Annotated in this window: 23 protein-coding genes and 1 pseudogene; 15 read left to right on the top strand and 9 right to left on the bottom strand. The window is 70.9% G+C overall.

Translation table 11 applies throughout. From position 1 onward, the window contains the following. Positions 1-49: 49 nt before the first annotated feature. Positions 50-1432 (bottom strand): transcriptional regulator, encoded by a 1383-nt coding sequence (locus tag AB0M18_RS00780; RefSeq protein ID WP_365754363.1) that lies wholly within the window; start codon positions 1430-1432, stop codon positions 50-52. A 309-nt stretch (positions 1433-1741) separates the two neighbouring features. Between AB0M18_RS00780 and AB0M18_RS00775 the strand changes: the two genes are divergently transcribed. The 3 genes from AB0M18_RS00775 (at position 1742) to AB0M18_RS00765 (ending at position 5055) form a co-directional block, all read left to right on the top strand. Continuing rightward, entirely contained in the window at positions 1742-2419 is a 678-nt protein-coding gene (locus tag AB0M18_RS00775) for a bifunctional DNA primase/polymerase (RefSeq protein WP_365754362.1), read from the top strand. 144 nt (positions 2420-2563) lie between these two features. Further along, on the top strand, positions 2564-3409 hold the full coding sequence (locus tag AB0M18_RS00770; RefSeq protein ID WP_365754360.1) for an ABC transporter ATP-binding protein: 846 nt from the start codon (positions 2564-2566) through the stop codon (positions 3407-3409). After that, positions 3406-5055, top strand: a complete 1650-nt coding sequence (locus AB0M18_RS00765; RefSeq protein WP_365754359.1) for a transporter — start codon at positions 3406-3408, stop codon at positions 5053-5055. Before AB0M18_RS00770 ends, AB0M18_RS00765 begins: the two co-directional genes overlap by 4 nt. Here AB0M18_RS00765 and AB0M18_RS00760 read toward each other — a convergent pair whose 3' ends face one another. After that, positions 5056-6312, bottom strand: a complete 1257-nt coding sequence (locus tag AB0M18_RS00760) for a PQQ-binding-like beta-propeller repeat protein (RefSeq protein ID WP_365754357.1) — start codon at positions 6310-6312, stop codon at positions 5056-5058. Positions 6313-6743: 431 nt separating this feature from the next. Between AB0M18_RS00760 and AB0M18_RS00755 the strand changes: the two genes are divergently transcribed. The 4 genes from AB0M18_RS00755 to AB0M18_RS00740 all read left to right on the top strand — a co-directional run bounded on the left by AB0M18_RS00755 (position 6744) and on the right by AB0M18_RS00740 (position 8793). Next, positions 6744-7208, top strand: a complete 465-nt coding sequence (locus tag AB0M18_RS00755; RefSeq protein WP_365754355.1) for a subtilase-type protease inhibitor — start codon at positions 6744-6746, stop codon at positions 7206-7208. Positions 7209-7319: 111 nt separating this feature from the next. Continuing rightward, complete coding sequence (locus AB0M18_RS00750) at positions 7320-7577, top strand: hypothetical protein (protein ID WP_365754354.1); 258 nt, start codon at positions 7320-7322, stop codon at positions 7575-7577. Next, positions 7574-7954: a hypothetical protein gene (locus tag AB0M18_RS00745; protein ID WP_365754352.1), complete on the top strand. Its 381-nt coding sequence runs from the start codon at positions 7574-7576 to the stop codon at positions 7952-7954. The genes AB0M18_RS00750 and AB0M18_RS00745 overlap by 4 nt, the downstream gene beginning before the upstream one ends. 101 nt (positions 7955-8055) lie before the next feature. Beyond that, positions 8056-8793, top strand: a complete 738-nt coding sequence (locus AB0M18_RS00740) for a hypothetical protein (protein WP_365754351.1) — start codon at positions 8056-8058, stop codon at positions 8791-8793. Between the two features lie 6 nt (positions 8794-8799). On the opposite strand, the gene AB0M18_RS00735 is transcribed toward AB0M18_RS00740, so the two are convergent. Further along, complete coding sequence (locus AB0M18_RS00735) at positions 8800-9219, bottom strand: hypothetical protein (RefSeq protein WP_365754350.1); 420 nt, start codon at positions 9217-9219, stop codon at positions 8800-8802. Positions 9220-9301: 82 nt separating this feature from the next. Between AB0M18_RS00735 and AB0M18_RS00730 the strand changes: the two genes are divergently transcribed. The 6 genes and pseudogenes from AB0M18_RS00730 to AB0M18_RS00705 all read left to right on the top strand — a co-directional run bounded on the left by AB0M18_RS00730 (position 9302) and on the right by AB0M18_RS00705 (position 15141). Further along, the gene (locus AB0M18_RS00730) at positions 9302-10120 is read left to right on the top strand and encodes a helix-turn-helix transcriptional regulator (protein ID WP_365754348.1); all 819 of its coding nucleotides are present in this window, start codon (positions 9302-9304) and stop codon (positions 10118-10120) included. Next, positions 10117-10356 carry a DUF397 domain-containing protein gene (locus AB0M18_RS00725; protein ID WP_365754346.1) on the top strand — a complete coding sequence of 80 codons (240 nt, stop codon included), beginning with the start codon at positions 10117-10119 and terminating at the stop codon, positions 10354-10356. Before AB0M18_RS00730 ends, AB0M18_RS00725 begins: the two co-directional genes overlap by 4 nt. Before the next feature lie 214 nt (positions 10357-10570). After that, positions 10571-10942, top strand: a pseudogene (locus AB0M18_RS00720) (hypothetical protein). 27 nt (positions 10943-10969) lie between these two features. After that, positions 10970-13258, top strand: coding sequence for a hypothetical protein (locus AB0M18_RS00715; protein WP_365754345.1), 2289 nt, complete (start codon positions 10970-10972; stop codon positions 13256-13258). A 2-nt stretch (positions 13259-13260) separates the two neighbouring features. Then, entirely contained in the window at positions 13261-13830 is a 570-nt protein-coding gene (locus tag AB0M18_RS00710; RefSeq protein WP_365754344.1) for a hypothetical protein, read from the top strand. Between the two features lie 81 nt (positions 13831-13911). Beyond that, positions 13912-15141: a hypothetical protein gene (locus tag AB0M18_RS00705; RefSeq protein WP_365754343.1), complete on the top strand. Its 1230-nt coding sequence runs from the start codon at positions 13912-13914 to the stop codon at positions 15139-15141. Between the two features lie 185 nt (positions 15142-15326). Here AB0M18_RS00705 and AB0M18_RS00700 read toward each other — a convergent pair whose 3' ends face one another. Further along, complete coding sequence (locus AB0M18_RS00700; RefSeq protein ID WP_365754341.1) at positions 15327-15677, bottom strand: hypothetical protein; 351 nt, start codon at positions 15675-15677, stop codon at positions 15327-15329. Between the two features lie 87 nt (positions 15678-15764). On the opposite strand from AB0M18_RS00700, the gene AB0M18_RS00695 reads away from it, so the two are divergent. Continuing rightward, positions 15765-16373: a TetR/AcrR family transcriptional regulator gene (locus AB0M18_RS00695; RefSeq protein ID WP_365754339.1), complete on the top strand. Its 609-nt coding sequence runs from the start codon at positions 15765-15767 to the stop codon at positions 16371-16373. 287 nt (positions 16374-16660) lie between these two features. On the opposite strand, the gene AB0M18_RS00690 is transcribed toward AB0M18_RS00695, so the two are convergent. Beyond that, the gene (locus AB0M18_RS00690; RefSeq protein ID WP_365754338.1) at positions 16661-17218 is read right to left on the bottom strand and encodes a Uma2 family endonuclease; all 558 of its coding nucleotides are present in this window, start codon (positions 17216-17218) and stop codon (positions 16661-16663) included. 222 nt (positions 17219-17440) lie between these two features. Here AB0M18_RS00690 and AB0M18_RS00685 point away from each other — a divergent pair, with 222 nt between their 5' ends. Then, on the top strand, positions 17441-17674 hold the full coding sequence (locus AB0M18_RS00685; RefSeq protein WP_365754336.1) for a hypothetical protein: 234 nt from the start codon (positions 17441-17443) through the stop codon (positions 17672-17674). 11 nt (positions 17675-17685) lie between these two features. On the opposite strand, the gene AB0M18_RS00680 is transcribed toward AB0M18_RS00685, so the two are convergent. The 4 genes from AB0M18_RS00680 to AB0M18_RS00665 all read right to left on the bottom strand — a co-directional run bounded on the left by AB0M18_RS00680 (position 17686) and on the right by AB0M18_RS00665 (position 21229). Beyond that, complete coding sequence (locus tag AB0M18_RS00680) at positions 17686-18147, bottom strand: flavodoxin family protein (RefSeq protein WP_365754335.1); 462 nt, start codon at positions 18145-18147, stop codon at positions 17686-17688. A gap of 111 nt (positions 18148-18258) precedes the next feature. Then, complete coding sequence (locus tag AB0M18_RS00675) at positions 18259-19122, bottom strand: N,N-dimethylformamidase beta subunit family domain-containing protein (protein WP_365754333.1); 864 nt, start codon at positions 19120-19122, stop codon at positions 18259-18261. 45 nt (positions 19123-19167) lie between these two features. Then, a complete protein-coding gene (locus AB0M18_RS00670; protein ID WP_365754332.1) occupies positions 19168-20022 on the bottom strand; it encodes an alpha/beta hydrolase in 855 nt (284 codons plus the stop codon). Positions 20023-20536: 514 nt separating this feature from the next. After that, positions 20537-21229, bottom strand: a complete 693-nt coding sequence (locus tag AB0M18_RS00665; protein WP_365754331.1) for a metal-dependent transcriptional regulator — start codon at positions 21227-21229, stop codon at positions 20537-20539. Positions 21230-21311: the final 82 nt, after the last annotated feature.

The following is a 21311-nucleotide window of genomic DNA, read 5'->3' as shown; positions in this document are numbered from 1 at the left end:
TGGTCACGCCGCGTACAGATCAGCCGCATACAGATCAAGCACATACAGATCAAGCCGCATACAGATCGAGCCGCGCCCCGAACTCGCGGACCGCCGCCTCCGCCGCGTACGGCTCCAGACGCTCGCGGAGGTCGCCCAGGTACTCGACGCCGCGGCTGGAGCGCAGGGTGCCGAGGAGTTCGAGCGCGCGGACGCCGGTGTGGCAGGCCTCCTCGACCTCCCGCTGCTGGACCTGCGCCGCGGCGAGCAGGGCGAGGCCGATCGCGCGGCGGCGGGCCCGCGACTCGGGGTGCCCGGCGAGCGAGCGCTCGGCCGCGCGGGCCGCCTCGTGGGCCTGCCCGAGGTCGCGGTGGCAGTGCGCCAGCTCGTCCGCCAGATAGGCCTCGTCGAAGTGGGCGATCCAGGCCGGGTCGTCGCCCGACTCCGGATCGGCCCGGTCCAGGGCCTCCTCGGCGCACGCCGCGACGAACGCGAAGGAGCGGGCGTCGCCGAGCAGCGCGTGCCCGCGCGCCTCCGCCGCCAGGAACATCGCCTCCGCGCGCGGCGGCACCTGCCCGCGGGCGCCCTCCTGCGCGGCCCGGGCCAGCTGCGCGATCTCGCGCGGGTTGCCGAGCTGCGCGGCGAGGTGGCTCATCGACGCGGCGAGGACGTAGCCGCCGTACGCCCGGTCCCCGGCGGCCTGCGCGAGCCGCAGGGCCTGGATGTAGTAGCGCTGGGCGAGCCCCGCCTGCCCGGTGTCCACGGCCATGTAGCCGGCCAGCTCGGTCAGTCGCGCGGCCGCCGCGAACAACTCGCGCCCCACGGCCTCCCGGTAGGAGCCGGACAGCATCCCGGACACCACGCTGTTGAGGTAGTGGACGAGCACCGGCCGCACGTGCCCGCTGCCGAACTGCCGGTCCAGGTCGACCAGGGCGCTCGTCATCGCCCGGACCGCCGCGACGTCCGAGGCGCCGACCCGCGCCCCGGCGTGCCGCGCGACCTGCGGGTCGGCGCCGGTGATCAGCCAGTCGCGGCTGGGCTCGACGAGCGCGGACGCGGCGACGGTGGATCCGGACAGGAAGTCCCGCCGCCCCACGTCGCTCCGCCACAGCTCGCAGACCTGCTCGATGGCCCCGAGCACGGTCGGCGCGAACTGCAGGCCCACACCGGACGCGAGGTTGCGCCCGTTGGCCATGCCGACCTCGTCGATGGTGACCGTGCGCCCGAGCTTGCGGCCGAGGGCCTCGGCGATGATGCCCGGCGCCCGGCCGCGCGGCTGCTGCCCGCGCAGCCAGCGCGCCACCGACGTCTTGTCGTAGCGCAGGTCGAGGCCGCGCTCCGCGCCGACCATGTTGACCCTGCGGGCGAGGCCGGCGTTGGAGCACCCGGCCTCCTGGATGAGCGCCTGCAGCCGTTCGTTGGGCTGGCGGGCGACGAGTGGCCTGGCTGCCATGGTGAACCCCCTGAGGCCGGTGCGGTGATCGGCTCCGGCGCTGGAGTGCGGTGACGGAACGGCTGATCACTGCCCGGCGGATATCCGGTCAATGCCGATGTGAACACGCGAAACCGGACACGACGGTCGACACGGCCGCGGAGCAGCCGGGCGCCGACGCCCCCCGTCCCCTTCCGTACCCGCCCGCCGCTCCCCGGTCCCACGCGCGCCCCCGCCCGTGCACCTGTGCGCCCCACATGCAGGATCGATGCGCCACACCGCTGTTCACGACGCCCGTAACCCCAGGTGACTGCGGGAGTTGTCTTCGACGTGGAAGAGACCATGGGAGTCACGGAAGCCGCACAGATCCCCAAGCAGCGGGGCGAGCTGCTGCTGGACAACGCGGTGCGGTACGCGGAAGAGCGGCACTGGGACGTGTTCCCCGGGACCTGGCTGGAGGCGGTCGAGGGCAGGGAGCGCTGCTCGTGCGGCGCGGAGGAGTGCCCGGCGCCCGGCGCGCACGCGGCCCGTCCCGACTGGTCGACCCAGGCGACGGGCAGCGCCGTGGGGGCGCGGCGGATGTGGTCGAAGCAGCCGAAGGCGTCGATCCTGCTGCCCACGGGCCGTACCTTCGACGCGATCGAGGTGCCCGAGTCGGCCGGCTTCCTCGCCCTGGCCCGTATGGAGCGGATGGAGCTGACGCTCGGCCCGGTGACCTGCACGCCGGACCGCCGGATGTACTTCTTCGTGCTGCCGGGCGCCGCCGTGAAGGTGCCGGACCTGGTGCGGAAGCTGGGCTGGGTGCCGTCCTCGATCGATCTCACCACCCGTGGCGAGGGTTTCTACGTGGCGGCCCCGCCCACCCGTGTCGGCGGGTCGGGCGCGGTGCAGTGGGCCCGCAAGCCCACGCCCGCCAACCGCTGGCTGCCGGACGCGGAGGAGCTGATCAGTCCGCTCGCGTACGCGTGCGGCCGGGAGGCCGCGGACACCCGGGCACGCCGGTCCTAGAGTCGGTCCTGGGACCGGGGCCGAATGCCTGGCTCCGGCAGTTTTCCGGCCCGGATCTGGCCGGGACCTTGCCATGTGGCGCGATCAAGCTCAGCCGTAAGGTGGTTCCCGACTACACGGGGACAACCGAAGGGTTGACGCAGCATGGTGCCTGACCAGGCATTCGAGGGAGAGTTCGCGGCGGCGGGCGGTGCACCGGACCACGGTGCGCCGCCCGCTGTACATGTCGAGGGGCTCTGGAAGCGTTTCGGACAGCAGATCGCGGTCAACGGCATCGATCTGATACTGCCCGCGGGCAGGTTCATCGGTCTCGTCGGCCCGAACGGCGCCGGCAAGACCACGACCCTCTCGATGATCACCGGTCTGCTGCGGCCGGACGCCGGCCGGATCCGGGTCGGCGGGCACGACGTGTGGGCCGACCCCGAGTCCGTCGCCCAGGTGAAGTCCCGGATCGGCATCCTGCCGGAGGGCCTGCGGCTCTTCGAGCGCCTCTCCGGCCGTGAACTCCTCGCGTACAGCGGCCGGTTGCGCGGGCTGCCGGGCGCCGAGGTCGACAAGCGGGCGACGCAGCTGCTCGACGTGCTCGACCTGGCGGGCGCGCAGCACAAGCTGGTCGTGGACTACTCGACCGGCATGCGCAAGAAGATCGGTCTCGCCGCGGCGCTCCTGCACAACCCCGAAGTGCTGTTCCTGGACGAGCCGTTCGAGGGCGTCGACCCGGTGTCCGCGCAGACCATCCGCGGGGTCCTGGAGCGCTACACCTCCTCCGGCGCCACCGTCGTCTTCTCCAGCCATGTCATGGAGCTGGTGGAGTCGCTGTGCGACTGGGTGGCCGTGATGGCCGCCGGCCAGATCCGCGCGCAGGGCCCGCTGGCACAGGTACGGGGCGAGGCGCCGTCGCTGCAGGCCGCGTTCCTGGAGCTGGTGGGCGCGAACGGGCGGGACGCCGGCGAGTCGCTGGACTGGCTGGGCGGCGGTTCGGCCCGATGACCACAGCTCCCGCCGCGGCGGCTCCCTCGCTGACCTCGTCGGCCTCGTCGGCCTCGCTGACCTCGGTCTTCGTACGGCTCAAGCTGTCGCTCCTGAAGAACGGCCTGAAGCAGTCCGGCGGCCGGACCGCCGCCTACGTCGCGTCGATCGTCGTCTCGGCGCTCTTCGCCGCCGGCATGATGCTCGCCTTCCTGCTGCTGCGCGGCAGCGCCGACGCCGCCCTCGTGACGGTGCTGATCGCGGGCGTGCTCGCGCTGTCCTGGACGGTCATGCCGCTGTTCGTGCCGAGCGGCGACGAGACCCTCGACCCCTCGCGCCTGACGATGCTGCCGCTGCGGCCCCGGCCTCTGGTCCGCGCCCTGCTGGTGGCCTCGCTGGTCGGCGTCGGCCCTGTCCTCACCCTGTGCCTGGCGATCGGCTCGGCCCTCGCGCTCGCGCACGGCCCGGCCGGCGTGGGCGCCGCCGTGCTCGCCGTACCGCTGCTCGTCGTGGGCTGCGTGGCGCTCTCCCGGTCCGTGGCCGCCGCGAACGTACGGCTCCTGACGTCACGCAAGGGCCGCGACCTGGCCGTGCTCTCCGGCCTGGTCATCGCGGTCGGCATGCAGCTGGTCAACTTCGGCGCCCAGCGGCTCAGCCGGGCGGGCGGCCTGTCCAGCCTCGAACCGGCCGCCGACCTCGTCGGCTGGCTGCCGCCCGCGTCCGCGGTCTCCGCGATCGACGCGGCGAGCACCGGCGACCACGCGGTCGCCGCCGCCAAGCTGCTGATCACGGCCGCGGCCCTCGCGGGGCTCGTGTACTGGTGGCAGCGCTCGCTGGTGCGGCTGATGGTCGAGCCGGACGGCTCCACCATCGGCGCCTCCTCCGACTCCGCCGCCAAGGACAAGTCGGCCTCCTCCGGCCTGCTCGGCCGCATCCTGCCCGGCGGACGCACGGGAACGGTCATGGAACGCAGCCTGCGCTACATCTGGCGCGACCCGAAGACGAAGGGCGCGTGGGTGACCTCGCTGGCGATCGGCGCGATCGTCCCGCTCTTCAACGCGATGCAGGGCACCGGCTCGCTGTACTTCGCCTGCTTCGCCACGGGCATGCTCGGCGTGCAGATGTACAACCAGTTCGGCCAGGACACCTCCGCCTTCTGGATGGTGGCGCAGACCATCTCGACGACGGCCGACGCCTACGCCGAGCTCCGTGCCCGTGCCCTGGCCGTCCTGCTGATCACCCTGCCGTACACGCTGCTCGTGGTCGTCGCCACGGCCGCCGTCCTCGGCGACTGGGGCGCCTTCCCCGAGGCCCTCGGCACAGCACTGGCGCTGCTCGGCGCGATGATGGCGACGGGCGCGGTCACCTCGGCGAACTTCCCGTACTCGATCCCCCAGGACAGTGCCTACAAGAACGTGGCCCCCGGCCAGGGCGGCCTCGCCTGGATCTCCATCTTCGGCGGCATGCTCGCCGGCGCGATCCTCTGCGCCCCGGTCCTCGTCACCAACCTCGTCCTGCACCTCACGGACCAGGAGTCGATGCTGTGGCTGCTCCTCCCGGGCGGCGCGCTCTACGGCGCGCTCCTCATCTGGGGCGGCCTGAAGCTGGCGGCACCGCGGGTGGCGAGCCGGCTGCCGGAGATCCTGGCGGCGGTGAGCAAGGGGTAGTCAGGAGCGCGCGTACACGGTGAAGGGCCGTACGCCCGGTCCGTGGCGGAAGGCGATGACGAGGTCCTCGTACGTGAGGATCTCGCCGCCGCGGTCGAGGCGGTCACGGAAGGCGCGGGTCTCCTCCTCGTGGCCGGTGGCGGCGTCGTGGACGTGGAACTGGTCGCCGTACTTGTACGACGTGGTGAGAACCGTGACCCGGCCGTCCTGGGCGGACCAGCCCGCGGTGTCCATGAAGTTGCCGGTCACGGTCTCGCGCCACAGCTCGTTCCCGCTCGCCAGGTCGAAGGCGACGAGCCGGTCGAAGGTGTCGCCCCGGCTGATGTCGCCGGTGGCGAGCGCGACCAGCCGCCCGTGGTCGACGGTCGCCCCCGTGAGCTGGCCGTAGCCGCCGACCTCGTCGATCACACCCTGAGGCCGGCCGTCCGGGCCGAACACACGGTAGGAGTACGGCGCGCTGCCATCCGGCTCCCCGACCCGCACCACCGCGGGATCGGCCGACGTGAAGGTGGCGTCGGCGCCGGTGGACACGCCGCGACGGGCGTCCAGCGGCACCGTCCACCGTTCCCTGCCGTCGGCCGGGTCGAACGCGGCGAGCTTCAGTTCGCCGCCGCAGGCGACGACGGCGAGGACGTGGCGCGCGGCGGCGGCGACCCGGCCCGGCCCGCAGCCCTTCGGGACGGCGGCCGTCCAGCGGGGCGCGCCGGAGCGCAGGTCGACGGCGCGCACGGTGTGCGCGCGTTCGTCGCGGAACACGGCGAGCCCGGCGCCGACGGTCATGACGTCGCCGGTCGAGGTGTCGCCCATCAGGGTGCGGGGTGTGCGCCACAGCTCGCGGCCGCGGGTGAGGTCGAGCGCGGCGAGGGTGTCGCAGCCCTTGCGCGGCTCGCCGTAGAAGATCAGGGCCACCCCGCCGTCGGCGGTCGCGCTGGTGGAGCAGATGTCGGCCCGGCCGGGCACGTACTCCCAGCGCTTCGCACCCGACCTGACGTCGAATCCGGTCACCGCGTCGACGCGGCTGCGGACGACGGTGTCGCCGACGAGCCAGGCACGGTTGCCCTGTTCGGTGGCGTTGCGGTCGTACGGGGCCTCCCAGGCGGTCGTCATCGACGAGCCAGGCCAGTAGCCCGAGTCCTTCAGGAGCAGCCAGGCGATGCCGGCGAGAAGGCCCAGCACGACGACCAGTGCCGTCACGCAGCCCAGAACTCCGGGCCGTGCCCCGCCGCCGTCACCACTGCCGTTCGATCGCGTTGCCATACGAAGCCCCCACCCCTGGTCCGGCCGCTCGAATGACCAGCAGGGTAGGCGATCGGTGATCACCGCCTCCAGCCACCGATCGCCTGGCCCGGACCGGGGTCCCTCGCGTCCCAGGCATTCCAAGGCGGCGGTTCCGGACGATCATGGTCGCGACGGTTTCGGAATCCTCGCAGGTCAGAGGATCGTTTCAGCTTGTACGGCCCTGGCGCGCGGCCCGCCCGAAGACCGGAGCACCGCCTCCCAACTGCCCGAACGACCAGTCGGTCGCAGGGCGGGGCGACTCGTACACGCGTGCGGCCGGATCCTTGCGACCGGATGTGCGATCACACTCCGCGTCGACAAGACTCCGGAACGCAGTCGGCGGGCGCCGCGCCCGACCATCGCGGCCGAGCCGACGCGCATCCCCCGATACCCCGTGAAGGGACAGCCCCGTGCGTTACTTCCGTACCCTCGGCGCGACCGCGTTCGCCACCGCGACCGGCCTCGCCCTGCTCAGCACCGCGTTCACCGGCTCGGCCACCGCCGAACCCGCGCGCGCGGACGCCGCCACGACGCCCGGCCTGTACGCGCCGACGGCCCTGGTCCTCACCGTCGGCCAGGGCGAACACCCCCGCACGGCCACGGTGATCCGCGCGGTCACCCTCGCCTGCTCCCCGACCCCCTCCGGCACCCACCCGGCCCCCGTCGAGGCCTGCCGCGAACTCACCGAGGCGAAGGGCGACTTCTCCCACCTGGGCGCGGGGTCGCGCCACCGCCCCTGCACGCGCGAGTGGGAACCGGTCACGGTCACCGGCGACGGCGTCTGGCACGGCAAGCGGGTGCGCTGGACGGCGACGTACGGGAATGAGTGCGAGCTGCGGGCGGCGACGGGCGAGGGCACGGTCTTCGCGTTCTGACGCGTCTCGACTCCTGACCGACCACGTCCGGCCTGGCCCGGCCGGGCGCCTGCTCGGACTTGTGGGTACGGGTACGTACCCGTACCCTTCCGTTCAGGAAGGAGAACGCCCATGCCCGACGCCAACGTCCGTATCCCCGAGGAAGCCAAGGACCGGCTCGCCGCCATAGCGGCCGCCGAAGGACTGTCGCTGCGCGCCTACCTGGCCCGCCTCGCCGAGACCCTGCTCACCCCCGCTGAACGGGCGGAGCGAGCCGAGCGAGCCCTCGCGGCACTCAAGGAATGGAACGGCTACGACCCGTCACCGGCCGAGCAGCGAGACCTGGACGACGAGCTGGACCGACGCCTTGCCGAGGCGGTCGCCCGGTGAGCGACGCCGTACACATCGTCTTGGACGACACCGCGATGACAGCGGCCGGCCAGGGCAACATCCTCGCGTCCCGGCTGATCCATCGGGCCCACGCAGAGTCGGGGTGGTTCCTGTACGCCCCGACCTGCGCCCTCGTCGAAGCCGATCGCACCCGCCCCGGCACGGCGGAGCACCTGGCCTCACTGCCCGCCATCACCGTCCTCGATCTCGACCTCCCCGCCTCACTGGCCGTCGCACGACAGGGCACGTGGGCCGCCGCGCACAGCCAGTACGCGGCGCAACCCGCCCCCGACCGGCCCGACGGGGCGATCATCGCCACCACCGCCCCGGAGCGCTGGGCGGGCGAGCAGGTGCGTGTCCTGAATCTCGCCCCCTGAGCGAGCACGGACATGACCCGTCTCACCTTTGCCGGGTGCGACCGGTCATGCGAGGATCACCCTCCGAATCCTGAAATAAGCGACGAGCAGGGGGAGTTGACATGCGAAGATCGGTAGCCGCGGGGGCGGTCCTGGCGGCGGTTCTGCTGGCGGGGTGTGGTGGCGGTGACACGGGCGGATCGGCCAAGCCGAACGCCTCGGCGACGACCGGCGCGGGGCAGGGCGAACAAGGCGGACAGGGCAAGCCGAGCGCGACGGGCGACGGCAAGCCGAAGACGGACCCCGGCAAGCCCGCGGCTCCCCCGCTCACGGACGCCCAGTTGTCCACCGCGCTCCTGAACCTCGCCGACATCAGCGGCTACATGTTCCAGGAGTGGCCGATCAGCCCGAGGGACACCCTGAAGACGTCCCCGGCCGAATGCCAGCCGATCTTCGAGATCACCATCCCGAGCAAGACCCCGGCGCCGAAGGCCGCCAAGGGCCAGATGGCGCTCAGCATGATGGGCCCGACCAACGGTTCCGGTTTCACCGTCGTCCTGCTCTCGTACGAGCAGTCCGACGCCGAGAAGCTCCTCGGCAACCTGCGTACCGCCCTGGAGAAGTGCACGGCGTACGAGGGCGGCGCCCCCGCCCGTACGACGGTCAAGCCCCTCAAGGCCCCGGACGCCGGCGACGAGGCGGTCGCCTTCCATCTGTCCAGCGCGAACGCGCCGAGCAGCTACGTCACCGTCGTGCGCCGCGGCTCCACGGCGGCCCTGTTCCTCACGGCCCCGTACGACAAGAAGCCGGTCGAGCCGCCGAAGGAACTCATCGACGCCCAGGTCAAGAAGCTGGGCTGAGCGGTCTCAACCGACGGCCCTGACCACCATCTGGTGGAGCAGGGCCGCTTCCACGAAGGGGTCGTCGTCGGTCGGCCGCGAGCGCCAGTCGAGCGGCCAGGTGACCCCGTACAGCGCCGGAATCCCGACGAACGCCTCCCCGCCCCCGACGCCCCCGCTCCGCCCCAACGCCCGGGCCGGGGCGGGCCACGCGTGGCCGGCGGCCGCGCCGGGCGCGAGCAGGAAGTAGTGGTACTGCGGCCCGGTCTCGGCGCGCACGATGGGCCCGGCACGGAAGTCCGTGAACTCCATGAGCCGGTACGCCACGTCCTCCCCGAGAAACCCGGCGATGCGGACGGCGTCGAAGTGGACGCCGACGTGACGGAGAGCGTGCCCGGTCGGGGGTACCCAATGGGGCAGCGTGTCAAGTGACTTGCGCGAATTCATGCGGTCAGCTTGGTGGGGCGGCTGTACTTGTGACCAGCGCCACAGCGTTGATGTGGCGGACTGTGCACGTGGGAGGCCGGGTGTGAACACAGGGAAGAGCAAGGGCCCAGGAGCCGCGAAGGCGTTCGGGAGGCTGCTCCGCTTCTACCGGGAGCGGGCGAAGGTGTCGATGGAGCGGCTGGGGTTGGAGACCGGCTATTCCAAGTCCCAGGTGGCGATGATCGAGCGGGGCGAGAGGAAGGCGAAGGGCGACTTCGTCGCGATCTCGGACAAGTTCCTGGGTGCACAAGGTGCACTGTTGGAGGTTGCGGAGGAGGTGACGGCGAGCGGTGTGGCCGCGTGGTTCGAGGACTACTTGGAGGAGGAGAAGAAGGCGGCGGGCATCCACATGTATGAGAACCACCTCGTGCCCGGTCCGCTCCAGACCGAGGACTACGCGTACGCCGTCTTCCGCAGCGCCGTACCGGCCTTGGACGACGACGAGATCGAGGCGGGCGTCGTCGCCCGGCTGAAGCGGCAGGAGATGTTCTTCCGTGCGCCCTCGCCGTTGGTCACGTTCGTCCTCGAACGGGCCGCGCTCACCAAGCCGCTCGGCGGCAAGGACGTCCTCCGCAAGTGCCTGGCGTACGTGCGCGAGTGCGCAGAGCTGCGAAACGTGACCGTCCAGGTCATGCCGGAGGACAGGGAAACCCACGCCGGGCTCAGCGGTCCCTTCATCCTCCTTGAGACCAAGGACCGCGAAGGCCAAATCGTCTATGTCGAGGGGCAGGGCGGAAGGTACTTTCTCAGCGAACAGCCGGACGTGGGAGTCGTCTTCGCTCGCTACAGCATGCTGCGAGCGCAGGCCTTCACTCCGGAAGACTCCGTACGACTGATCGAACAGGTGGCACGAGAGCTATGAGCACCGACCTCAACTGGTTCAAGAGCAGCTACAGCAGCGAGCAGGGCGGCAACTGCATCGAGGTCGCCTTCGCCTGGACGAAGTCCTCGTACAGCGGCGACCAGGGCGGCAACTGCGTCGAGGTCGCCACCTGCCCCCACGCCGTTCACGTCCGCGACTCCAAGGACACCGCCCTCCCCTCCCTCACCCTCTCCCCCACCGCCTGGGCGGCCTTCGTCGACTCCGCCGCCCGCTGACCCGCCTCCGCCACCAGGCGACCCCCAAGCGCGACTGTTTCGGCCTTGATCGGCACAAGTTGGCCGAATGGCACGACATTGCTTCCGTTAATGAGCAATCATCGGTCAGCTAAAATGACCGGCCGGTCGTGAAACATTCGAATGGGGGCGCCTGATGGCGTGGGACGAGTGGGAAAAGATCAAGGCCGAAGGAACGCAGCACCAGCCGACGCAGATGCGGCTGAATCAAGTCGACGGCGGACCGGGGGCCTCCGTCGGTGCGGCTGATCTGGTGGTGCACAGCGATGACCTCGGAGCGGTCGGGCACGAGGCGTATCTGCTGTACGGGCGGCTCTCTCGCGACGGCGATCACGCCCGCCCTGCCACCTTCAACGCGTCGCTCGCCCTGACGAACGGGAACTTCACCAGCGGATCGGAGCTGCTGAAGGTGCACGACCGGTAGAACAGCCAGTTGCGGACGCTCCTGGACGCCTGCGCCCAGATCTCCAACCACCTCGACTACAGCAAGGCCGCTCACGCGAAGGACGACGTGGAGATCAGCGGCGACCTGCTCTCCGTGTCCAAGCTCGGCGAATACCTCAAGTAGGACGACAGCGGGGGGGGGAGAAGCACCGTGCTGACATTCGATGACGTCGTCAATGCGCCCGTCGACAAGCTGAAGGAGGCTGTGGACGACTGGTCGGAGATGGCGACGAAGTTGGAGAAGCTCGCCGAAGACGCCCGACAGGGCATGAAGGCGAAAGCCGACAAGGCCCAATGGCAGGGCGTGAATTCCGACGTCACCAAGGCGTTCATCGCCAAGACGGCCAAGGAGTTCGAGGACGCCGAGGCGGAGGCGAAGGGCATCAAGCTGCTGCTGGCGGACGCGCACACGTCGTTCAAGACCGCCAGGGACGCGCTCGTCAGGATCAGGGACGAGGAGGGGCCGGCCGCCGGGGTCCATGTGGACGCCCAGGGCAAGGTCACGCCGCGGCACGACCTGGAGAAGGACACGACGGCGCGCCACGACCCGGATTCGAACTACGCGGGAGAGGTTCGAAAGCAGAAGGAGGCCGTGGCCGCCTGGCAGAGGAGGATCGACCGCCTCGTCGAGGACTGCGCCGATGCCGACGACTCGCTGAAGCGCGCCCTCGCTGCGAACGTGAAGGACGACCACGACTTCACCGCCGCCACGTACAAGAGCCTGGACGCCGAGCAGGTGGACCGGGCGACGAAGCTGCTGAAGACGGTCACCGGGGAGGGTGGCACGGCACGCAATGTGGCGGCGCTGCGGGAACTCGAAGACCTCCTGGACGACAACCGCAAGGATCCCGAGTTCTCCTCGGCCTTCTACCGGGGGCTGGGGGCCGAAGGCACCCTTGAGGCGTACACGAAGATGTCGCTGGACGCGACATCTCTCGGCCCGGCCGGCCAGGACCGGGCGAACATGGTCCGCAACATCCAGAGCGACATGGGCGCCATGCTGGGTCTCGCCACCCAGCCGACGACCCCGGACCACCTCGACGGCGCCTGGACCACGCAGCTCATGAAGGCGGGCCGCAAGCAGATCGACGTACCGGGCGCGGGTTTCGCCAAGCTCTACGGGTACCAGGCCCTGGGCGCGCTCCTCAGGGACGGAACGTACGACAAGGACTTCCTGGTGTCCGTGGGCCGGGACATGGTCGCCATGGACAAGAAGGACCCGAACATCTGGTCCCAGAGCCTGCCGGTCGACCAGAACATGCGCATCAACCTCGACGAGAAGGGCGGCAAGGGCTTCAATCCCCTGACCGGCCTCATGGAGGCGATGGCCAACAACCCCGAGTCGTCCGCCACCTTCTTCGACGAACCGCTGCGTGAGGACACCAACTACGACGGCATCGTGACCCTGGCGGACGATCCGATCAAGGGCACGGGCGCGCAGGACGTCGTCGACTACTTCCTGGACAGGAAGCCCTCGTACGACTGGTACGACACGAGCTCTCTCGGAGAGTCGAGTCCCGGCCAGACGGCCATGGGCAACGCCCTGGAGGCGGCCGTCACCGGACGGGTGCCCGGCGACGGGGAGGCGGCACCGGTGTCACACAGCAAGACCATGAGCAGCGTGATGGAGAAGGTCGTCGCGAAGATCGGCGAGTCACCCGAACTCGTGGTGGCGAAGCCGGGCGACCCGCCGGGGCCGCTCAGTGGGCTCACCGGAAACTTCGGCAACATGGCCGCCGAGTACATGCCCGACCTGCAGGCCACCGCCGAAAACGGGGCGCATCAGATCAAACCGTTCGGCGAGTGGGCGAAATTCGACAAGGGTCAGATGGCCCAGTTCCTCGGTGCCGTCGGCCAGGACCCCGATGCCTACGGCGCCATCACCAACGCGCAGCAGGCGTACACCACAGCTCTGGTGTCGGATGTCTTCCAGCACCCCGAGAGGCACGGCGACACGGGCGAGGCCGTACGGAATGCCGTCCACCCGGGGGGTGAGATCGCGGGCATGATGAGTGAGGCGAGGGCGCAGGCCGTTGTCGACGCCGGGGCCCACGAGGACAGCGAATACAACAAGGGCGTCGCGGAGAACGCGAAGTGGACAAACCGCATCATCGACGCGGTGGGGGCCAAGTACATCGAGATGTTGCCCGCGGGCGGCGATCTCGTGGAGTGGATCAAGGAAGACACCTCCGAGGCCGCTGTGAAGAACGCGGAGCACGACAAGTCGGAGGAGTACCGCCGCGACGCCGCGAATGGCTACGCGGAGGCCGAGAATGCCGCCAGGGGGGCCGCTACGTCCGCGGTGGAGAGAGCCGCGCGAGGAACCGATCTCACAGCAGCACAGATTCGGGAGTACCAGGGCACTGCCTCGACCGCGGTGTCATCGGCACACTCGACGGGGCGTGATTTCGCCGTACTTCGAACGACCAAGGTGAGTTGATCATGCGCCGCTTCGCCCATGCCGCTGTACGGGCATCAGTCTTTGTGATCGCGACCGGCCTTCTGACGGGCTGCTCGAAGGGTGACGAGAAGGCCGTCCCGAAGCTGCCCGAGCGCGTCTGCTGGGGTGCTTTCGCCGGCAGCGACGTAGCCTCCATCCTGCCGCCCGGCGACAAAGCCGAGTTCGACGTCGACGGGGCCTCCTTCTTCTTGACCGGGGACCACGACTCGGCGTCCTGCAACCTCTATATCGATGGAAACACGGGCTTCCTGGCCACCGCTGATCTCCAGGAGTTCGAAGAATCCATCGATTGGACGACGTGGTACAAAGCCAAGCCAAAGCCGCTCGACGCAGGGGACAGAGCAATCGTCTGGCACAACGGCGCCGCCGCCTACTTCACCTGCGAACCCGCCAAGAACCCCAACTCGCCCGGAAAGTACGTCGAGCTGAGCCTCTCCGTGCACTTCGCCGCTGACGAGAGCAAGGTGCCGGGCGTCCTGTCCCCGCTGATGAAGCAGTTCGTGGCGTTCGCCCAGCGCGAGCTGAAGTGCGGGGCGGACGCCACGAACTGACGGGGGGCCGACTCCCCAGCGACCGGGAACCGCCAGGCCATAGGCTCGGCGGTTCCTGATCGTTTTCCGAGGAGTCGTCGCGTGATCAAGCTCGCTTCCCCCGTCAGACCGGTCCTCGTCGCCGGTGCCCCGCTCGCCAACGAGGCGGCCGTCGCGCAGGCGATCTACTGGGATCCGGTCGATCAGCTCTGGTACGTGTCACAGCACGACGGCACCGTGGGGAACGAGACCCGCGTCATCATTTCGCGGTACACCGTGGACGGGACGCCGAAGGACGCGATGTACGTCGTCGAGGCGGGGCACGGGGTGAGCCTCGGGGTCGAGCACACCCCGGCCGGCGTCCATGTCTGGACCGATGCCCTGCAGGACGGCGGCTGGGCGACGGCGCTGGCCCGCATACCGTACGTGCCCGGCGACGGCACGCCCGGCACCGAGGTGAACACCACCTCTCCGTCGGTCACGACGTTCCGGCCGCGCACCGGCGTCTACCGGATCTCGGCGAAGATCGACCCGACCCGGAACGAGCTGATCTACCGCTGGCAGTCGAACGACAGGTCGTCCTCCACGGCCAGCGGCGGCTACGACCGCTACGACCTGGCGGCCGCCGCTGCCGGAACGTTCACTCCGCTGCAGACGATGGCCTTCGGCCCCTCCGGGAGGACCCTTCAGGGCTACACCAGCCTGGACGGCTACCTGTACCAGTACTACGGCGACCAGGAGGTCGACAACGCGACCGTGACCTGCACGGACTGGGCGACCGGGGCACAGCTCCAGTCCGTCCTGCTCAAGGACTTCCCCGGACTCAACAACCGGGAGCCGGAAGGTCTTTGCACGTACGTGGGGACTCCGGGCGACCCGGTCGGCTCCCCCGGCACCGTGGCCTTCGCCATCGCCGCCAAGCCGGCCGGCGGGCGGCAGATCAACATCGCGCGCTTCCCGCACGCGGGGACGAACCCGTGGGTGAAGTTCCCGTACGACACCGCGCTCTACCAGCCGAACAGTGCCAACTACGACCCGCAGTACCGGATATCGGGCGACCAGGTGCATGTGCACTTCTCGCTGTCGAAGAAGCCCGTGCCGCCGTCCACGACCGTTCCCGCGTGGGGGCAGACGGAGACGCTGTTCGTGCTGCCGCCGCAGGCCCGGCCGCACCGGACCCAGCGGCTCGTCGGCGTGGTGAGCGGGGGCGCGGTGGACGGGGACACGCAGACCGTGCGGTTCGAGGTGACGACGGACGGCGGGGTGACCCTTTACGACGAGCGGAACCTGGTCGGCTGGGTCGGCGGCGACTTCTCCTTCTGGCTCTGCTGAGAAGAGACCCCCGGGTCCCGCGTCTCCTGGGCCCCCGGGCCTCCTAGCCCCCGGGGTCCCCTAGGCCAGGGCGGCCTCGATTCTGGCGGCGAGGGTGAGGGCGGTGAGCGGCACCGCGTACTGGAGCAGGGGGTCCCGGCGGCGGCCGGTCCAGTTGGCGATGGCCATCGGAGATCCCTCCGCGCTCAGGCCGAACCGGCGCGGGTGCGCAGTTCCTGGAGGCGCAGCAGCGCGGCCTGCCGTTCGCCCTGGAACCGGCCGACGCGGGCCTGGGTGAGGGCGGTCCAGTGGTCGACCGCCTCCTGGGCCGGACCGAGCGCTTCGGCGAGGCGGCCCTGGGTGGTCAGTTCGTCCCGCGCGCGGTCGGCCTGCTCGGCGTGCCCGAGCAGTGCCTGGGTGGGGTCCTCGATCGAGGTCCCGGTCGCCTCCGCGCGGGCGACCTGCCGACGGCGGCGCGCGACGCTCGCGTAGCCGACGAGGGCGATCAGCCCACCCGTGATGGCCGCGGAGACAAGCTTCATCAACAGATCATCCATGGCCGCAGTATGGACCGGCGAGCCATGGTTTTGGAGATTGTTTCTAGAAAAATATTCGAGTTCTTCACCCCTGCCTATACTCCCTGCATGGCAAAGCAGTCCCGTGGCGAGGCCACCGTCGAACGTCTCCTGGCCGCGGCACTGGAGGTGTTCGCCACGTCCGGGCAGGCCGGGTTCACCGTCAACGCGGTGACGCGGGCGAGCGGGGTCAGCCTCGGCAGCCTGTACCACCACTTCGGCAGCTTCGACGGCCTGGCGGCGGCCCTGTACGGCCACTGCCTGCAACGGACGTACGCGGAGGCGCTCGGCGCCCACGACCGGGCACGGACCGCCCGGACCGGGATCCGGGCGTTCGTGACGACGTACCTGCGCTTCATCGAGGAACACCCGGCCGTGGCCCGCTATCTGCACGGCTCCGCGTACTCCAGCTATCTGGCCGTCGACGCCGACCGGGCGCGCGGCGTCCCGTCGGACCACTTCCCCCGGGTCGCCGACCATCTGAGGCGCTGGGTCGACGCGGGCGAGATCGCGCCGCTCCCCGGTCCGCTCCTGGAGGTGCTGATCGTCGGCCCGGTCGCGGTGGCCGCGCACCGCTGGCTGGCCGCTCCAGAGGACATCGACCTCGGCCAGGCGGCCCGGGTCCTGTCGGACCGCGTCTGGGCGTCCGTACGGGCCGACCAGCCGGTCCCGGCCTAGTCCGTACCCGGGCGAGTCCGTCCGGGGCCGAGTCCGCACGGGCCGACTGGGCGGGAGAAGTGCACGAAGCAGGCCAGCCGGCTCCTGCAGACGGCACCCGACACCAAGCGCTCGTAGTTCCGGGGGCGCCGAGCGCCTGTCTCGTCAGTCGGTCCCAGGGCCGTCTGGTGGAGCTGAGCGGGACGTTCCTCCGGTGAACGGCGCCGGGCAGCGGGCCGAGGTTCTTCGCCTTCGTGCGGGCGGCCTCGATGACGCCGTTCAGGCGCCACGTCCGCACGACTGCGCCGTCAAGCCAGGTCGGTGGTGTCGAGCTCGAGGTCGAACGGCTCCGGCAGCCGGATCCGGGCGCCGAAGGGGTGAGGTCCATCGACGCGGGTGTAGCCGAGCCGGCTGGGCTCGGAGTACAGGGTGACGCTCTGCTCCTGCCGGTCGACGACCAGGTAGAGCGGGGCGTGGTACTCGGCGTACCGCTTCCGCTTCACAACTCGGTCGGTGTCCCGGTTCGACTCGGAGGTGACCTCGACGATGAGGAGGGTGTCCTCGGGTAGGAGCGCAGCGGCACCCTTCGCCTGAGCGGCCGGGACGACAGCGATGTCGGGGACGTACCAGTTCGACGAGCCGGGCAGATCGAGGTTCCCAGAGCCGGTCACGCAGCCAAGTTCCCGGGCCCGCGGCCGGATCTGGTCACGGATGGCTTCGGCGGCGGTTTCGTGGTCCCAGGTCGGCGACACGGGCTCGATGATTCCCTCGATGATCTGGGCGCGGTCGCCTCGAATGTGCTGGACGGCGTACTTGAGCGCTCGTTCGGGGTCGTCGATGCCGTGGTAGTCGGGGGCTGTGCTCATCGTCCGTCCTACGTCCCGTCCAGGGGTGGGTGGGCTGTACTGAAGTCGACGCTACCGCGCACAGGTGTCCCGTAGGGGTGATCTGCAGCGGGAACGTCAGTCCGCCGAGTATCCCCAGCGGCCACCGACGCCCCCGGCCGGAATCCGCCACGCCGCATGCTCTCGGCCAGATACCCGGCACGAACGTTGTGGCTCGCGGGGGACAGAGCGGACGATCACGAGATGGCGATGTTGGAGACGATCCTCGCGACGGTCAGCGGCCTTGGCGGTGCCGGCCTCGGCGCCGCTGGCACTCTCCAGCGGAGGGCGGCCGACCCCGAACGCTATGACGAACAGCTTCAGGGAGAACTGAAGGAGTTCACCAATCGCCCGTTCCCGTTCCGGGCGGCGGTGCGTGCGGCGCCGACGGGCCCAAGCACTGGTGGAACAGACCCCGATCGGGACGACGTCTGGTAGCACCGTGAACGCTAGGGCATGTCCCGGAGCCGTTCGGCGAACGCCCGCGCGGCGGCCAGGTCCGCGGCGTTCGGCCGCTCCTTGCCGATGCCTCCGACGAGCTTGAAGGGCAGCATGGTGTCCAGCGCCCGGCACGTGAAGCTCTCGTGCACCTCGAAGCCCTTGCCTTCCAGGAGTTTGGCCAAGGGGCGGGTGAAGGGCGCCAGTGGAATCTCGGGGAGCCCGCTGGTGGCGAACACGAACGCCCGGCCCCGCCGCCCGGCCGGCAGTGCCTTGACGACGTCGGTCAGGCGGGGGTGGAGCCGCTGATAGAACACGCCCGAGCCGAACCCGACGAGGTCGGCCTCGGCCAGCTCCGCCGGGTCGGCCTGCTCGGGGGAGACGACCTCGGCGTCCAGCACCTCGGCCATGCTCTCCGCGACGCGACGCGTATTGCCGTGCGACACGGAGGCGCACACGATGACGGTCTTCATCCTGACGATCCCTTCTCTCGGCTGCCGTGATGAAGACAGCGCAGCGGCACCGGATCTGACACTCCGTCGGCGTGACGGTGGTCACATCGCAGGCCTCGCGGAGATCGTCGTCTACGGCCGGCGTACCAGCCCGTCGAGGAGCGCGGCCGCCTGCCGGCGGGCCTCCGGGTCGATGTGGCCGGGCTCTGCCAGGGCCAGCGGGCGGCGCAGCGCCACGGAACCGGGGACGGCGGCCGGGCGGGCGGCGGCCGAGGAGTGGACGACGGCGCGGTGGCGGCGCGGGTCGACCCGGCGGGCCCGTACGTCCTCCTCGGTCGCGTACGTGACGTCGTAACCGGCCTCCTCCAGCCAGCGGTACGCGCTGACGTCGGCGCCGAATGTCGCGGGCGTGCCCAGGCCGGGGTACGGGCGCAGGCCCGGGTAGGCGAGGGGGACGACGGCGAGGACGTCGGAGGAGCGGGCGGGTTCGCGGACGACGAAGGGGGCGTAGGCGCGGTAGCCGTCGGCGGTGAGGACCGCGAGGAATACGCCGGACACCCAGGCGCCGGGGACGGGCAGCCGCCAGAGCCGGCCGACCGGGACCTCGGCGGCCGTGTGGAGGAGGCGGGAGCGCTCGCCGCCGTAGAAGCCGAAGCGGTGGATCTCGATCTCACAGGTGCGGGCGGTACGGGTGGTGGCCGCCGACAGGTGGAGGGTGAGGGTCTCGCCGGGCGCGACGGAGGCGGTGGCGGGGCAGCCCTGGATCTGGGGGCGGCGGAGGTCCACGCCGCGGGTCTCCTTGGCGCCGATGATCCAGCGGCCGGAGCCGGGGTTCCGGTTCTCCCGGACGACGGGGTTGTCGCCGGTGCGGGGCGGCAGGTGTGCGGGGTCCCCGGCGGCGGCCGCACCCGTTGCCGACGCCATCGCGGCGCCCGCCGCACCCGCCGCGATCAGGACCGTACGGCGGGTCGGACCCGCCAGGAGTCTGCTTGTCATGGGGCGATCATCGTATGGAGGTCACGGCGGTGTCGATCATGGTCGTCACGAGGTGAGCACGCCGTTCAGGAACGGCGCCACGGCCTCCCACCACGCGTCGGCGTGCTCGTAGTGGAGGAGGTGACCGGCGTCCGGGATCTCCGCGTAGGCGCCGTGCGGGAGGACGCGGACCATCTCCTGGGCCTCGGCGCGGCCCAGTTCGCCGTCCAGGCCGCGGACGACGAGGGTGGGGCAGCGGACCTGGGCGAGGGAGTCCCAGTGGGCGTCGTGGACCCAGGTCTCGCGGGAGGTGAGCATCTGGGCGGGGTCGAAGACCGGGCCCCAGCCTCCGTCCGGCCGCTCGGTCATCACCTCGGCGAAGAAGGCGCCGCGGGCCGGGTTCGGGCGCTCCACCCACGGGTCGTCCTCGCCGAACCACCGGCGGACGGCGTCCAGGGAGTCGAACGGCGCCGGCCAGCGGCGGAACCAGTCCTGCCACTCGCGCTGCGAGGCCGCGCCGAGCGCGGAGGCCCGCATGTCGCAGATGACCAGCGCGTGCACCAGGTCGGGGCGCTCGGCGGCCAGTTGCCAGGCGGTGAGCGCGCCCATGGAGTGCCCGACGAGGGTGACCGGGCCGAGCCCGAGCCGCTCGACGGCGGCGAGCGCGTCCGCGACGTACGCCTCGCGCGTGAAGGGGCCGGACGCGGGCTTCTCGCTCGCGCCGTGGCCGCGCTGGTCGAGGGCGATCGTGCGGTGGCGCGCCGCGAGCCGGGCGGCCGCCGGGGCCCAGTGGGAGGCGCGGCCCATCAGCCCGTGGAGCAGTAACACGCCCGGCCCGGTCTGCGGTGCCGTCCGTTCCGTGAAGTCCCAGGCCGCCAGGCGTACGCCGTCGGCTCCCGTGACGTCGAGTCGTCGCACCATGCTGCTCGGCACCCCCTCTTTCCCGTGGAACTGCGCCAGACTATCGAACCTGTATTCGAAAATGCGCTGATGCCGCTCAACACCCCACGTTCGAGTGACAGCGCTCAAGGATTGACGGCTGCGGCCGAGGGGAGATCTTTTGCGGGAGGCGGACCGCTCGGGGAAATCGGTCCGAGGGGATTGACCCTGGGAGCTCGGGGCTCCGGGTCAGCACAGGGGAGGACGGACCCCGGCACCTACGGGCGCCGGGGTTCTTCGTCTCGTCCCTCGTCTCATGGGCGACGACCCTCATCGCACCAGCGTGGCACGGGAAGGCCCGCGGGCGTGGCGATTCCGCCGTAAAACGGGCCCGGCGTGAACCGGGCGCGTCAACGGAGCGCGTCAACCCGCCCGGGGCGCGGACCGGCGCCGCACGCCGGGCGTCGTACGCCGGGCGTCAGCGCCGTACGCGGCGCGGCGGGCGGCAGCGACCGCCGTCGGGCCCGCCGACGACGACCTGCCGCGCGACCCGCCGTCAGCGCTTGGCGACGAAGACGTGCGCCGCGACCTCGGCGTCCAGCTCGGCGGCCTCACCGCTGCTGCCCACCAGGACGCCGCCGGGCGACTCCGTCACCGACACCACGGAGCCGGGCTGCACGCCCGCGCGGCGCAGCGTGTACATCAGCTGGGCGTCCGTCTGGATCGGCTCGCCGATGCGGCGGACGATCACCGTCTTGCTCTCGCCCGCGGCCTCCAGGTCGGCGAGCGAGACCATCGAGTCGTCGAGGAAGGACTCCGTCTCGGCCTTCTCGCCCAGCTCCTCCAGGCCCGGGATCGGGTTGCCGTACGGCGACTCCGTCGGGTGGCGGAGCAGTTCGAGGACGCGGCGCTCCACGGCCTCGCTCATCACGTGCTCCCAGCGGCAGGCCTCGGCGTGGACCTGCTCCCACTCCAGACCGATCACGTCGACGAGCAGGCACTCCGCGAGGCGGTGCTTGCGCATCACCCGGGTGGCCAGGCGGCGGCCCTCCTCCGTGAGCTCCAGGTGGCGGTCGCTCGCCACGGCCACCAGGCCGTCGCGCTCCATGCGGGCCACGGTCTGGCTCACGGTCGGACCGCTCTGGTCCAGCCGTTCGGCGATCCGGGCGCGCATGGGGACCACACCTTCCTCCTCGAGCTCAAGGATGGTGCGGAGATACATCTCCGTGGTGTCGATCAGTCCGGACATACGTGCCCCTCGATAGGTCGTGCGCTGGCCCTGCACCAATTCTGACGCATCGCACCGACAACCGGGGCTCGCCCGGACGAGG

It is taken from the genome of Streptomyces sp. NPDC051909, from assembly GCF_040681095.1.
Lineage (GTDB): Bacteria > Actinomycetota > Actinomycetes > Streptomycetales > Streptomycetaceae > Streptomyces.
Note: the sequence above shows the minus strand (reverse complement) of the source record. Positions and strands in the feature narration are given on the sequence as shown.